The following is a 14,988-nucleotide window of genomic DNA, read 5'->3' as shown; positions in this document are numbered from 1 at the left end:
GATGAAAAAGTTTTTATATCTATCAATCGTTAGCGCCTTTTTTATCTCATGTGGTAATGATGACGCGCCAGTAGAGTCTCCAAATGTAGCGCCAACAACGCCAACATTAGTTTCTCCGGTAAACAATAAATTGTGTACCAATAACTCCGTTAGCTTTCAATGGAATGCTGCTACAGATTCTAATAATGACGCTATACGCTATCAAATTCAAGTAGCGAAAAATATAGGTTTTTCGAATATTGTAATGACAACTGAGAGTTCGGCCATCTATCAAAATTTTACTTTAGAAAAAGCTACAGCTTACTATTGGAGAGTGAAATCAACCGATAATAAAAATCTGTCAAGTACCTATTCAACTGTTTTTAGTTTTTATACATCGGGCGATGGTGTGGTAAATTATTTGCCTTTCTCACCAGATCTTGTATCACCAGAATTAAATTCTGTTTTGATTACAAAAACTGCAAAATTACAATGGACTGCAAAGGATGTTGATGCTCAAGATAAACTTGTTTTTGATGTGTATTTTGGGACAACCAATCCACCAACAGAAAAGGCAGGTGTAAACCAAGAAGCAATATCACTAGACGTTAATATAGTTGCTTCAAAAGAGTATTATTGGAAAGTTGTTGTTAAAGATGACAAAGGAGGGGAAACGATTGGTCAAACTTGGAAGTTTAGAACAAATTAAGGACTCTCATAATTAAAGTTATTGTATTGAAAAAGAGTGTCTCGGATATCCGGGGCACTCTTTTATTTTATGGATATGAAATTAATTTTACTTTGATAAATAATTCGGATAAGATGCAATTCTTGGTTTTTTACCATATTTTTGCTTTGTGATTTGTATTTTTTAATAATAAAAGTGTCAAATTATATTTTCAACATTTAGTAATGAATTATTTTTTTTATTAATGTTATCTAATCTTAATACCGCACTTCCTTTGAAAACAAAAATTACCTTTCTTTTATTTTTTATATTTGTTATAGCTTTTTCTCAGGAATTGCCTCCAATTGTAAAATATGCTCCAACAACTTATGGTGCGGGTAATCAAAACTGGATGATTTCGCAAGATTATCAGCATTATGTTTTTTTTGCTAATAATGATGGTCTTTTAGAGTTCAATGGATCTAATTGGGAATTGTATCCATCACCAAACGAAACTATTGTTCGTTCTGTTAAAGTCATTGGGAATAAGATTTATACTGGATGTTACATGGAATTTGGTTTTTGGAAAAGACAAAGCAACGGAAAACTAAAATACACTTCCTTGAGTAATACTATAAAAAGTAAAATTCTTGATGATGAACAGTTTTGGAACATATTAAATTACGATCAATGGGTTATTTTTCAATCGTTGAACAGAATTTATATTTATGATTCTAAAACAGGAAGTTTTAAAATAATTGCACCTAATAATAATATCACTAAATCTTTTAGAACTAAAAATTCTATCTATTTTCAAACTATTAACGAAGGACTTTTTGAAATAGAAAGCGGAAAAGGAAGATTAGTTTCCAATAATCCAGTGTTGAAAAATAATAAGATAGTCAACGTTTTTTCTATTGATGAAGGGCTGCTAATTCAAACCCAATTAAACGGTTTTTATAAATTGGTGGGGAATGATTTATCTAAATTTTCAACGGAGGCCGATTCTCAATTATACGACAGTAGCGTTTATAGTAGTCAGTTGCTTTCTGATGGCAGTTATGCACTTGGGACGATTTCTAATGGTATTTTTATTTTAAACAAAGAAGGGAAAATTAAATATCATATTTATCAGAATAAAGGATTGAGCAACAATACTGTTTTATCCTTATTTGAGGATGCTGATAAAAATCTTTGGGTTGGTTTAGATAACGGTATCAACTGTATTAATCTTCAATCGCCTATTCAAAATTTTGTTGATAACACAGGGAATCTGGGGACAATATATACCTCAAAGTTGTACAATGGAAAATTATATATAGGAACCAATCAAGGATTATTTTATAAAAATTATCAGACTAATGATGAATTTATATTCATCAATGGCACAAAGGGCCAAGTTTGGTCTTTATTTGAATACGACGCTACTTTATTTTGTGGTCATGATTCCGGAACATTTATTGTTGATGATGGCGCTGCAAGGAATATATTCCCTAAATCAGGTACCTGGAAGTTTGAAACTGTTCCTAATCAAAAAGGGATGTTGCTTCAAGGAAATTACTATGGAATTTCAGTATTGGAAAAAGTGGATACTCAATGGCGTTTTAGAGATAAAATAAAAGGATTTGATTATTCCGCACGATATTTCGAAATAACCAATTCGCTTGAAGTATATGTAAGCCATGAATACAAAGGCGTTTTCAGATTGCAATTAGATAATAAATTGCTTAAAACGAATGGTTTTACAACCTATGTAACTCCACAAAAAGGGAAAAATGCCAGCTTGACAAAGTTTAATAATGCAATTTACTATGCTTATAAGGAGGGCATTTTTAAATTGAATACTAAAACGAAACAATTTGAAAAAGATAATTTGTTGAGTTCAGTTATTGAAAAAGATGAATATACATCAGGAAAGCTAATTGTTGATAATTCCAATAAAATCTGGTTGTTTTCAAAAAACTATATTCACTATTTCTCAGTAAGTAAATTGAGCAATCAGCTTAAGCAAAATGTAATTCCAATTCCCGCTTCATTGACTAATTCTATGTTGGGATTTGAAAATATATCACAAATTTCAAATTCTGATTACCTTATCGGAACTACTGATGGGTATTATACGATGAATATAAATGATTTGAGTTTTAAAAAATATAATGTATTAATATCGAATATAGCCACCAATAGGTTGAATGAACCTTTGACAAATAGATCTATTCAAGAAAATGGACATTTTAAATACGATGACAACAATATTACTTTCAGTTATACTGTTCCTGAATATAATAAATATGTCAATGCTGAATATCAATTTTTGTTGCAAGGATTTCAAGAGGAATGGAGTGAATGGAATGCAAAACCCACAGTGAATTTCAAAAACTTGCCTCCCGGAGACTATGTGTTTAAAGTCAAATCAAAATTTGCCAATTCTACTCTAGAAAATACGGCGGTATATTCGTTTAGGGTTCTTACGCCTTGGTATGAAAGTAATTTAGCAATTTTTGTTTATTTGATTCTCAGTCTTTTTTTAGTAAGATTCATCCATAAAACCTATAAAAATTATTACCACAAGCAAAAAGAAAAACTGATAGAAGAGAATAATCTTTTATTGGAAATTAAAGAGCTTGAAAATGAGCAGGAAATAATGAGAGTCAGAAATGAACAGCTTTCGCAGGATGTTGATGCCAAAAGTAGAGAATTGGCTGTTTCTAGGATGAGTTTGAATAGTAAAAATGAATTGTTAGCTTTCATAAAAGAGGATTTGAAAAAAACGAATGATGATGGAAACAGAAGTATTAAATCAGTAATATCAACGATAAATAAAAATATTTCGGAGGACGATACCTGGAGTGTTTTTAAAGAAGCTTTTGACAATGCAGATAAGGACTTTTTGAAAAAAATTAAATTGGCACATCCATTATTAACACCAAATGACTTGCGACTTTGCGCCTACCTTAGATTGAATCTTTCCTCCAAAGAAGTTGCCCCTTTATTAAATATCTCGGTCCGAAGCGTGGAAATAAAAAGATACCGTTTGCGTAAAAAAATGGAATTATCGCACGAACAAGGCCTTGTTGAGTACATTTTGGCTGTATAGTTTTCTCCATATTCTGTTAATAGAACTATACATTACCACAACATTAACGTTATTGTTGTGGTTTTTTTTGGTTCTGTAACAAGCATTGAATCTTAATTTCTTCTTAATTTCTTCGTTTTTTTAAAGAATCGGGAATTAATTGGAGTTTTTTTTGAATTGTATGTTTTTTGTTGTGGTTCTTTTTAATTTATTATTAGCTCATACTCATAAATTTATAATTCACAAAAAACATAAATTATGAAGTCAAACTATCTATTAATTATTTTTCTATTTCTCTCGACTTTTGGGTATGCCCAAGGGTACGATATAGGAGGAGTTGTAAAAGAGACAGGTTCTGGTTTACCAATACCTGGAGTAAATGTTCAAATTAAAAATGCCACAAAAGGAACGGCAACAGATTTTGACGGTAGATTTTCCCTAAAAGGAATATCGTCTGGATCAACAGTTGTATTCTCTTATTTAGGATACAAAAACTTTGAATATAAAGTCATGTCTAGTAATATGACCCTAGGTATCTCTTTACAGGAAGATGCTAAAAGTTTAGAAGAAGTAGTTGTAATTGGATATGGTACCCAGAAAAAAAGAGAAGTAACAGGAGCTGTATCTGTAGTGGATAGTAAAGCTTTAGACATTTTGAAACCAATTAGAATAGAACAAGCATTGCAAGGAACTGTGTCGGGGGTTAATGTAACTACATCTTCAGGTTCTCCTGGTGCTGGATTAGATATCCGTATCCGTGGTATCGCTACTAATGGAGACGCTGCGCCGCTTGTTATTATTGATGGATATATCGGAGAATTAGGCTTGTTAAATCCTAATGATGTAGAAACTATTACGGTACTTAAAGATGCCCAAGCCGCCATTTATGGTTCTGCTGCAGCAAATGGTGTTATTTTAGTGACTACCAGAACTGGAAAAAAGAATAGCAAGGGTAAGCTTTCATTTAATACTTGGACTGGATTTCAAGAAAGCGCAAAAACCTTATCTACTTTAAATGCTACGCAATATGCTGCCTTATTGAACGAAAGTTATGCTAATGGCGGTAAACCTGTACCTTATCCTATATTAAATTCAAACTTGGGTAGAGGAACTGATTGGCAAAACGAGGTTTTTGATACAGGCGTTCCTGTTATTAGCCACGATTTGACCTTTTCTGGAGGATCCGATAAAATTTCTTATTCGGTAAGTGGTTCGCATTTGGATCAAGAGGGAATTATTGGTGGAGATAAATCTGGTTTTTTAAGAAACACAGCAAGAGTTTCCTTGAATGCTGACGTATCAGAAAGATTAAAATTAAAATCAAATGTTATTTATACCTATTTTAATAGAAGAACCTTATTGGAAAATGGAAATGCATCGGTGCTTTTAAATTCTCTAAATGCGCCATCAACAATAAAACCGTATGATGCCAATGGCAATTACTCTATATTTCCAGGAGGAAGTTTAGGAAACGAAATGATTAATCCACTAGCGCAAATTGACAATACGTATAATAATTATAATTTTAAACAAATCAGCGGTAATTTCGGACTAGATTATAAACTATTTAAAGATTTTGTAATTTCTAGCAATCTAGGTTTTAAATCGGCGAACAGTGAAGGTAAAACTTTTGCTAAAATGCTAGATTATGGAAGTGGAAAAGTGTTTAATACCCCTAGAAGTTCTGTTTCTCAAAGTGCAATAAACGACAATAATTATTCTTTTGACCTTTTTGCAACCTATACTAAAACTATTGCTCAGGATCACAAGGTTGTTGCAATGGTAGGAAATACCATTTTTAGAGAATACGGAAATGGCTTGTTTGGTGCAGGTTATGATGTGCCTAATAATTCTTGGGATTTTGCGGACATAGCCTTGGCTAGAGGAACGCCACCATTGGGTGTAAATCCATCGGGTTCATACGTTTACGACGAAAGAAGATTATCATACTTCACGAGGGTTCAATATGATTATAAAGGCAAATACCTATTATCGGGTATGTATCGTCGTGATGCATCTACCAAATTCGGTCCTGGAAATAAAGCAGGATATTTCCCGTCGGTTACTGCAGGTTGGTTAATTTCTGATGAAGGTTTCTTTGGAGAGTCTAAGGTCATCAATTTTCTGAAACTAAGAGGAAGCTACGGAATTGTTGGTAATGACAGAATACCAAATAATGGTTATATTTCGCAGTTGTCGGGTGAATCTACCTATGTTTTTGACAACACTTTAGTCAATGGAGTGGCGACAGGGCAGATTCCTAATGAAAAACTAAAATGGGAACAAGCCAAAAAACTTGATATTGGGTTAGATGTCAATTTATTAGACAATAAAATAAATATTGTAGCTGATTATTTTATAGATACAAGAGAAGATTTGTTAATTCCTGGTATTCCAGTGTCTGGAATTCTAGGAGGGGCTGCACCTGGTGCATCTAATCCGACAATTAATGCGGGTACGGTAAGAAACGAAGGTTTTGAGTTTGCGATAAACTATAAAAATAAGTTTTCTGAAAACTTCAGCATGAGTTTAGGATATAATGTAACACTACTAAAAAATAATGTTACTGAAATAATTGGAGCGGATTTTCTGCAGGGTGGTGTTTTTGGTATAGGTCAGCAACCACCTTCGAGAATGGAAGTGGGTCATTCAATAGGCTATTTTTAAGGGTTGAAAACGGATGGAATTTTTCAAAATCAAGCGGAAGTAGATGCTCATCCATCACAATTAGAGGTAGGTGCGAATGCTGCTCCGGGAGACCTAAGATATGTTGATGTGAATGGAGATGGCAAAATCAGCTTTGATGATAGAACTGATATTGGTGATCCAATTCCAGAGGCTACTATGGGTTTCAATGTACAACTTAATTATAAAGGGTTTGATTTTTCTCTTTATTCTTTTGCTTCTGTTGGGAATGATATGGTTCGTAATTATGAAAGTATCGCCGACGATGCAAATCGATTAACTTATGTACTGGACCGCTGGACTGGTGAAGGATCAAGTAATACGGTACCTAAAGTGAGTACTGGAGCAAACACGAATAGAGTATTTTCAGATTATTTTGTAGAGGATGCCTCTTATTTCAGAATACAAAGTGCTCAGTTAGGTTATTCTATAAATCCTAGTTTTATTGAAAAATCAGGTATATCTAAATTAAGATTATATGCAGGTGTAAATAATTTGTACACTTTCACAAAGTACAAAGGGTATGATCCAGGTGCTTCTAATGGGGCCCCTATTGGAGGCGGTATAGATGATGGTTTTTACCCTATACCTAGAACCTATCTATTAGGTTTAAATATTAATTTCTAAAAATAAGAAATATGAAAAAGTACATTTATATAACAATAGCAACTTTGGCAATCTTTGCAACGTCAGTTGTTTCTTGTAACGATGATTTTGTTGAACGACCTGTTCAGTACTCCATTGACTCTGAGAATTATTTTAATTCAAAATCCGATTATGATCAAGCTTTAATTGGGGCTTATGATATGTTACATTCCTCCTTTATCAATGTTTTGATGGGCGAAATTGCCTCTGATAATACCTTTGCGGGCGGAAATGGGCCTAATGACGTCCCAGGATATCAGTCAGTTGATGATATGATTCACACGCCTGTAAATGCTCAAATAAAACAATTGTGGGATTGGATGTTCGCCGGAGTGCAAAGAGCCAATTATATTTTAGAATTTAAAGATAAAATTGATTTTACTGGTAAAAATCAAATTATAGCTGAGGCTCGTTTTCTTAGAGCGTATTATCATTTTGAATTGGTAAAATGGTTTGGAGGGATTCCACTGAATGGAGACAAACGATTTGCTCCAGGAGATGAAAAATCTATTCCACGTTCTTCTGTTAAGGAAGTTTATGCTTCAATTGAAGCCGATTTAATTTACGCTTCTCAAAACCTGAGCGTTTTAGCAGCACAAAAGGGGAGAGCTACCCGCGGTGCAGCATTTGCACTATTGGGCAAAGCGTATTTGTATCAAGGAAAGTATGCACAAGCTGCTACTGCCCTTGAAACCGTGATTGCTTCAGGAAACTATCGTTTGGTAAGCACTTCAGATTTAACAGCGCAACAAATCACCGCTGGTCTAACTCCTTTTGGAAGCATATTTGAAGACGCTGGAGAAAATGGTCCAGAAGCAGTTTTTGAAATTCAATATACTGATGTTGAGGGAGGAAGTTATGGTGGTTTACAGAATGTAGAAGGCAATGTAGCGGTAGGTTTTGCAGGCCCATTTGCTTATGAAGGACCCGTATTTGCAGACGGAAACAACTTTAATCTTCCTACCCCTAAAATAGCGAATGCTTTTGCAGCTGGTGATCTTAGAAAAGCAGTAACCATTCTGGATATGACTACTTGGATTCCTGCTAATCCTGGTACTAGTTACACCAAACAAAACGAGGACACTGGCTTTTTCAACAGAAAATACATACCAAGAAAGAGACGAGCTGAGGCTGCAGGAGATGTGAAGTTGACAAGTCCAAACAATTATAGAGCCATTCGTTATGCTGATGTGCTGTTAATGGCTGCAGAAGCATACAATAAAACGGGTAATGATGGTAAAGCTACAACGTATTTAAATTTAGTTAGAGATCGAGCTTTTGGTAATGTAAACAATAGAATTTCCGCATCTGGCACTGCATTAAATGACTTTATTTTAACAGAAAGAAGATTAGAACTTGCTGGCGAAGGACATCGTTTCTTTGATTTAGTGCGAACTGGTAAAGCAGCTCAGGAGATTCCTGGATTTGTTGCTGGAAAAAATGAATTATTTCCAATACCTATTGAAGAGATTCAATTCTCGGCAGGAAATTGGGCACAAAACCCGATATATTAAAAAATTTAAAAAAGTAAAAAATGAAAAATATAAAATTTATTTTCGGCTTCGTATGTTTATTGGCTATGGCCATAGGCTGCACGGTAGATGGTATTGACGATGATACTTCGTTTATAGAAACCGCGGTTGCGCCAACTAATGTGGCTGCGTTTTATAATATTACTCAGGACAATACGGGTCTTGTAACGATAACTCCTGCTGGTGAAGGTGCAGTATCTTATGATATATTTTATGGCGATAGTGCATCTGCGAACCCAGCTTATGTGCTTCAAGGAAAAAGTACTTCTCATATATACAAAGAAGGAACATATACTGTAAAAATAGTTGCTTTTGGAATTACTGGATTAAAGACAGAAACAACTCAAAGTTTAGTAGTGTCTTTAAAAGCACCCCAAAATTTAGTTGTCACAATTACAAACGACTTACTTGTTTCTAAAAAAGTAAATGTGACCGCCACTGCTCAGTTCGCAACTATGTTTGATGTGTATTTTGGCGAAGCAGGCGTTACAGCACCAGTTTCTGCTAATATAGACAAAATAGCTTCTTATGTTTATAAACAAGCAGGTAAATACACTATCAGAGTGGTTTCTAAAAGTGCATCTATAAAAACTACAGAGTTTACCACTAGTTTTGATGTTACTGCTATCGTACAACCTACCGCTTCAGCACCAATTCCACCATCAAGACAAACTGCCAATGTAATTTCTATTTATAGTTCGGCTTACACCAATGTTGCAGGAACAAATTATTTTCCAGATTGGGGACAAGGAAGTCAAGGAAGTAGTTGGGGTGAATTTGATCTTAATGGCGATAAAATGTTGAAATACAGTAAATTGAGCTATCAAGGAATTGCATTAGCAGATAATGTAACAGTAAATGTATCTGGAATGGAATTTATACACCTAGATGTTTGGACTGCAGATGCTCAAAAAATTGAAACCTCTTTAATTAGTAAATCGAACGGAGAAAGACCTATAGTAAGAGACCTTGTTGCAAATCAATGGACGAGCATAGACATTCCAATTTCGGCATTTACAAGTCAGGGTGGTTTTACGGTTGCTGATATTTTTCAATTGAAATTTGTTGGTACGCCTTGGGCCGCAGGAACCGTTTTTATAGACAATATCTATTTTTACAAAGCTGCTACCCCTTCAGCTGGATTAGTAGGAACTTGGAAACTTGCCTCTGAGCCGGGTTCTTTAAAAGTAGGTCCATCAGCAGGAAGTGGTGAGTGGTTTTCAATTAATGCGACACAAGTTGCAGAAAGAGCTTGTTATTATAATGATACCTATGTATTTTCTGCAAACGGATCTTTCAGTAATGTTTTGGGAGCAGACACATGGCTCGAAGCTTGGCAGGGTGTAGCGAACGATGCATGTGGAGCGCCAGTAGCACCTTATAATGGCCCTGCAGGAGCAACCTATCTTTATGATGCAGTTGGACTAAATTTAACAATTACAGGTAGGGGATCGTATGTAGGACTTCCGAAAGCTAACAATGCTGGGGAGTTGCCAAACGTACCTGTGCCAAATTCAATAACTTACAAGGTGACGCTTACCGATAATAATAATACTATGAATATTGTTATTGAAAGTGGTTCAGGTGTATTTTGGTCTTATAAATTAGTAAGAATTTAATTTAAAAAAAGTAGAAGATGAAGACTATAAAATATTTTTTAACTTTTCTTGTAACGCTAATACTATTTAGTAGTTGTGAAACAGAAAACTATCAATTTGGAGACATTATTGCTCCAACTAATTTAACGATAACTCCCGAGATTGTTGGTAAGACTACTGCTCGTCCCTTTGGAGATGGATCCGGAATTGTGAATATTACAGCTAAAGCTAACGATGCTATATCGTATAAATTTATTCATAATGGAGTAGAAACTGTAAAAGCATCTGGACAGCTAACGTATAATTTTGGAAATACAGGTATTAATAAATATACAATAACTGTCGTTGCAAGCGGAACAGGTGGAGTAACCACTAGCACAACTATCGAAATAGAGGTCTCAGTTGTATATGTTCCACCAGCAGAACTTGTGACTAGTTTAACTGGTAATAGTTCAAGAACTTGGCGCATAAAAGCAGAGGGGAATGGCCACTTTGGTTTAGGACCAGTAGGTGGTTCTGTGCCTTTTGAATATTATGGAGCTCCTGCAAATTCAAAATCTAATACAGGTATGTACGATGACCGTTTTACTTTTAATTCAAACGGCAGCTTTTCGCACAATGTAGGGGCTGATAAATGGGTTTTTGGTCGTAAGGTGTTAATTGAGCAACTAAACGGTCCGGGAGGAGTAGCGGACGGAGATGATATTATTCAATATCCCTTCACAAATAATGCTGGACAATATACTATAACAGCTCCTAGTGGTGTTGAGACGATAAGCCTTTCAGGGAAGGGTTTTATAGGCTATTATGTAGGAGGAACGCACAAGTACAGAATATTTAAACGATCGGCAAACGAAATGATTTTAAGTACTGCCGACGGTAATAATGGATTTGAATGGTGGTTTACAATAGTGCCTGAATAAATGCAAAATTTGTAAAAAGAGGCGTTAAATCATTTAACGCCTTTTTTTACATATAATTTAATATAAAAATATTTTTATAAAATGAGCATGACTTTAAATTCGGTCGCAAACACCAATGAAGATATGCGACCCGAGCGTAAGCGAACAGACAAAGCAATTCCATATTCCTTTAAAAAACAAATATTATCTACATATGAAAAGTTCAATCTTTAACACTTTTAAACCGTTTTTCATACTAGCGGTGCTTCTTCTGTCAATTTCATCTAGCTGTTCTGAAGGAGGTTCTTCTACTTCAGAAGAACTTACACCCTCAAATCTTGTAGTCAGAACAGAAATTGGTGGTAAAACTGCACTTAACCCAAATGGAGATGGCAGTGGTATAGTTAATTTTATGATTACTGCTAACAATGCAACCACGTATAAAATTTCATTTGGAGATGGCACTACTCAAGATGCCATAAGTGGGACAAATAGTTATAGCTATAAAACAGCAGGAACGAATAATTACGTGATCACTGTCACAGCCTATAATGGATCAAAGTCAACTAGCACCTCTGTAACGATAACTGTGTTCGTTACAACAGGAACAATATGGGCAGACGAGTTTAATACTAATGGTGCGCCAAATTCTTCAAATTGGATTTATGATTTAGGAGCCGGTGGTTGGGGTAATAATGAATCTCAGAATTATACTAATCGAGCAGACAACGTTATAGTAGAGAACGGTGTTTTAAAGATAATTGCAAAAAAAGAAAGTTACCAAGGAAGTAATTATACTTCGGCACGTCTTTTGTCAAGAGGAAAATTTTCAATAAAATACGGAAGAATAGAATTTAGAGCAAAACTTCCCGCAAACGGCGGAACTTGGCCAGCACTATGGATGCTTGGAGATAATTTTTCTACTGCAGGATGGCCTGCTTGTGGAGAAATCGACATAATGGAACATAAAGGTAATGAATTAAATAGAATTCACGGTACGCTTCATTTTCCTGGTCGTTCTGGTGGAAATCCGGATACAACTACTGTAACTCCAAATACTACTGCAACTACTGAATTTCATACGTATGCAATAGACTGGAGAGCAGATGCAATTAAATTTTATATCGATGATGTATTATTTAAAACTTTCACTAATAATTCTAGTTTGCCTTTTAATCAGAAATTTTTCCTGATAATAAATTGCGCTATGGGAGGGAGTTTTGGCGGCGCAATAGATCCTAATTTTGTTTCTTCAACATTCGAGGTTGATTACATAAGAGTGTTTAATTAATTTTTTTAGTAATTGTAAAAATGAATATTGATGTCGGAGTATTTTGATAATAAAATTCACCAAAACAAATTAGGCAGATTGGTGTAAATAGCACTTGTCTGACACCGGCATCAGTATTTATCGAAATCAATATTATTATTATTAAGATTAGGAACGGTAGTATTTAATTAAAAATTTATTTTTAAATGTCACTAATGTTGAAAACTTTAGATTAACAATTAATCTCACTATCTGATTAATCTATCTAGATTTAGGATATAAAAATATATAGATAAAAATACTTATAAATTTAAAATAAAAATTAAACCAATGAAGAATACCTTTGTATATACATCATTTGCCATTATAATCATTACAATTATTAGTTGCAGTAAAAAAATCACCCAACCCTCTAGTGCTTTTTCTAAAGAAAACATATTAGAAAGAAAAGTGGACTCTGTTTTAAATCTAATGACATTAGAAGAAAAAGTGGGGCAACTCAATCAATACAATGGATTTTGGGAAATCACAGGACCTACTCCTAAAGACGGTCAGGCCGCAAAAAAATATGATGACCTCAAAAAGGGATTCGTAGGTTCTATGCTTAACGTAAAAGGGGTTAAAGATGTAAAAGCGTTGCAAAAAATCGCTGTTGAAGGAACGCGATTGGGAATTCCGTTACTCTTTGGGTTTGATGTCATTCATGGCTACAAAACCATTAGCCCGATTCCATTAGCTGAATCTGCTAGTTGGGATATGGAAGCCATTAGGAAATCTGCTGCTATTGCAGCCGAGGAAGCCGCTTCAGTAGGATTAAATTGGACATTTGCACCCATGGTTGATGTGGCACGCGATGCCCGCTGGGGAAGAGTTATGGAGGGTGCAGGTGAAGATCCGTATTTAGGAAGTAAAATTGCTGTAGCCCGTGTAAAAGGTTTTCAAGGAGACGATTTATCGGCTACTAATACCATTTTGGCTTGCGCCAAACATTTCGCAGGTTATGCTTTTGCGGAAGCGGGAAGAGATTATAACACAGTTGATGTGAGTGAAACAACTTTACAAAATACCATTTTTCCTCCTTTTAAGGCAGCTGTTGATGCAGGCGTTCGAACTTTTATGAATTCCTTTAATGAATTGAACGGAATTCCGGCAACAGGAAATCCTTATTTGCAAAGACAAATATTAAAAGGGGAATGGAAATTTGACGGTTTTGTTGTTTCGGATTGGGGTTCTATAAACGAAATGATTTCACACGGTTACGCTAAAGATAGTAAACAAGCAGCTGAAATTGCAATCAATGCAGGTTCTGATGTGGATATGGAATCCAGTGCTTACGTGGAGCACTTGGTAACATTAGTTAAGGAAGGAAAAGTAAAAGAAAGTGTTATTGATGATGCCACAAAAAGAATTTTAAAGGTAAAATTTGAGTTGGGATTATTTGATAACCCTTATAAATACTGTGACGAAACCCGTGAAAGAGAAACTGTTGGAAAACCAGAATTTCAACAAGGTGTTTTGGATATGGCTAAAAAATCAATCGTCTTGCTGAAAAATGAAAAAGAGTTGCTTCCTTTGAAAAAAACGGGACAAAAAATCGCATTGATTGGTGCATTGGCTAACGATAAAACGAGTCCATTAGGAAGTTGGAGAATAGCTGCCGATGATAATTCTGCTGTTTCAGTACTTGAAGGATTACAAAATTATAAAGGAAACCAACTGACTTATGCTAAGGGAGCCGATGTAGCAGTTGGAAGAACACAATTTATTTGGGAGACTAAAATCAACATGACGGACAAGAGCGGTTTTGCAGAAGCAATTGCCGTTGCAAAACAATCTGATGTCGTTGTTATGGTTTTGGGGGAGCATGGATTACAATCCGGAGAAGGAAGAAGCAGATCTGATTTAGGGTTGCCGGGAGTGCAGCAAGAATTATTAGAAGCTATTTTCAAAGTCAATCCTAATATAGTTTTGGTTTTAAATAATGGTCGTCCGTTAGCAATTCCATGGGCAGATGAAAATATTCCAGCTATTGTAGAAGCTTGGCAATTAGGAACGCAAAGCGGTAATGCCATTGCGCAAGTTTTGTACGGAGATTACAACCCAAGTGGTAAACTACCAATGACTTTTCCAAGAAATGTGGGGCAAGTTCCTATATATTACAATTATAAAAATACGGGAAGACCAAGTATGAATGAACCGGAAAGTGTTTTTTGGTCACACTATATTGACGAAAAAAACACGCCTCTATATCCATTTGGTTATGGATTGAGTTACTCAAAATTTGAATATTCTGATTTGCAATTAAGTAAGAGTTCTTTTTCTAAAAACGGAAAAATCGAAGTTTCAATTAAAGTAAAAAATACAGGAAAGGTTGCAGGGAAAGAAGTGGTTCAATTGTATATTAGAGATTTAATTGGAAGTATAACCAGACCCGTTCAAGAACTTAAAGGTTTTGAAATGATCGAATTGCAGCCTAATGAAACTAAAGAAGTTACTTTTACAATTGATGAAAAAACAATTGAATTCTTTACTGCCAAATTAAAATGGGAGGCTGAACCAGGTGATTTTAATGTATTTATAGGCGGAAGCTCCGCAAAAACGCTTCAGGGTAATTTTCAATATTCTAACTAAATC

Annotated in this window: 9 protein-coding genes; all 9 read left to right on the top strand. The window is 34.9% G+C overall.

Features of this window, described 5'->3' with window-relative positions; all coding sequences use genetic code 11:
* The first annotated feature begins 1 nt into the window (after position 1).
* The 9 genes from ACFX5E_RS01320 (at position 2) to bglX (ending at position 14,985) form a co-directional block, all read left to right on the top strand.
* Positions 2-688: a glycoside hydrolase family 78 protein gene (locus tag ACFX5E_RS01320; protein ID WP_379853363.1), complete on the top strand. Its 687-nt coding sequence runs from the start codon at positions 2-4 to the stop codon at positions 686-688.
* Positions 689-941: 253 nt separating this feature from the next.
* Positions 942-3,743, top strand: a complete 2,802-nt coding sequence (locus ACFX5E_RS01315; protein WP_379853362.1) for a helix-turn-helix and ligand-binding sensor domain-containing protein — start codon at positions 942-944, stop codon at positions 3,741-3,743.
* A 237-nt stretch (positions 3,744-3,980) separates the two neighbouring features.
* Positions 3,981-6,389 (top strand): SusC/RagA family TonB-linked outer membrane protein, encoded by a 2,409-nt coding sequence (locus tag ACFX5E_RS01310; RefSeq protein ID WP_379853361.1) that lies wholly within the window; start codon positions 3,981-3,983, stop codon positions 6,387-6,389.
* Between the two features lie 3 nt (positions 6,390-6,392).
* Entirely contained in the window at positions 6,393-7,034 is a 642-nt protein-coding gene (locus ACFX5E_RS01305) for a SusC/RagA family TonB-linked outer membrane protein (protein ID WP_379853360.1), read from the top strand.
* Positions 7,035-7,045: 11 nt separating this feature from the next.
* Positions 7,046-8,566: a RagB/SusD family nutrient uptake outer membrane protein gene (locus tag ACFX5E_RS01300; protein WP_379853359.1), complete on the top strand. Its 1,521-nt coding sequence runs from the start codon at positions 7,046-7,048 to the stop codon at positions 8,564-8,566.
* A 20-nt stretch (positions 8,567-8,586) separates the two neighbouring features.
* Positions 8,587-10,203, top strand: a complete 1,617-nt coding sequence (locus ACFX5E_RS01295) for a hypothetical protein (RefSeq protein WP_379853358.1) — start codon at positions 8,587-8,589, stop codon at positions 10,201-10,203.
* A 17-nt stretch (positions 10,204-10,220) separates the two neighbouring features.
* The gene (locus ACFX5E_RS01290) at positions 10,221-11,105 is read left to right on the top strand and encodes a glucan endo-1,3-beta-D-glucosidase (protein ID WP_379853357.1); all 885 of its coding nucleotides are present in this window, start codon (positions 10,221-10,223) and stop codon (positions 11,103-11,105) included.
* A 193-nt stretch (positions 11,106-11,298) separates the two neighbouring features.
* Positions 11,299-12,375: a family 16 glycosylhydrolase gene (locus tag ACFX5E_RS01285; protein WP_379853356.1), complete on the top strand. Its 1,077-nt coding sequence runs from the start codon at positions 11,299-11,301 to the stop codon at positions 12,373-12,375.
* Between the two features lie 309 nt (positions 12,376-12,684).
* A complete protein-coding gene (bglX, locus tag ACFX5E_RS01280) occupies positions 12,685-14,985 on the top strand; it encodes a beta-glucosidase BglX (protein WP_379853355.1) in 2,301 nt (766 codons plus the stop codon).
* The last annotated feature ends 3 nt before the right edge of the window (positions 14,986-14,988 follow it).

The sequence above is a fragment of the Flavobacterium xylosi genome, from assembly GCF_042787345.1.
Lineage (GTDB): Bacteria > Bacteroidota > Bacteroidia > Flavobacteriales > Flavobacteriaceae > Flavobacterium > Flavobacterium xylosi.
This window is presented reverse-complemented; position numbering and strand designations above follow the sequence as displayed.

Bases quoted from the DNA above. Each gene is read 5' to 3' on its own strand.
- ACFX5E_RS01295 (WP_379853358.1), top strand. From the start codon at position 8,587: ATGAAAAATATAAAATTTATTTTCGGCTTCGTATGTTTATTGGCTATG.
- ACFX5E_RS01320 (WP_379853363.1), top strand. From the start codon at position 2: ATGAAAAAGTTTTTATATCTATCAATCGTTAGCGCCTTTTTTATCTCA.
- ACFX5E_RS01300 (WP_379853359.1), top strand. From the start codon at position 7,046: ATGAAAAAGTACATTTATATAACAATAGCAACTTTGGCAATCTTTGCA.
- bglX (WP_379853355.1), top strand. From the start codon at position 12,685: ATGAAGAATACCTTTGTATATACATCATTTGCCATTATAATCATTACA.
- ACFX5E_RS01285 (WP_379853356.1), top strand. From the start codon at position 11,299: ATGAAAAGTTCAATCTTTAACACTTTTAAACCGTTTTTCATACTAGCG.
- ACFX5E_RS01310 (WP_379853361.1), top strand. From the start codon at position 3,981: ATGAAGTCAAACTATCTATTAATTATTTTTCTATTTCTCTCGACTTTT.
- ACFX5E_RS01290 (WP_379853357.1), top strand. From the start codon at position 10,221: ATGAAGACTATAAAATATTTTTTAACTTTTCTTGTAACGCTAATACTA.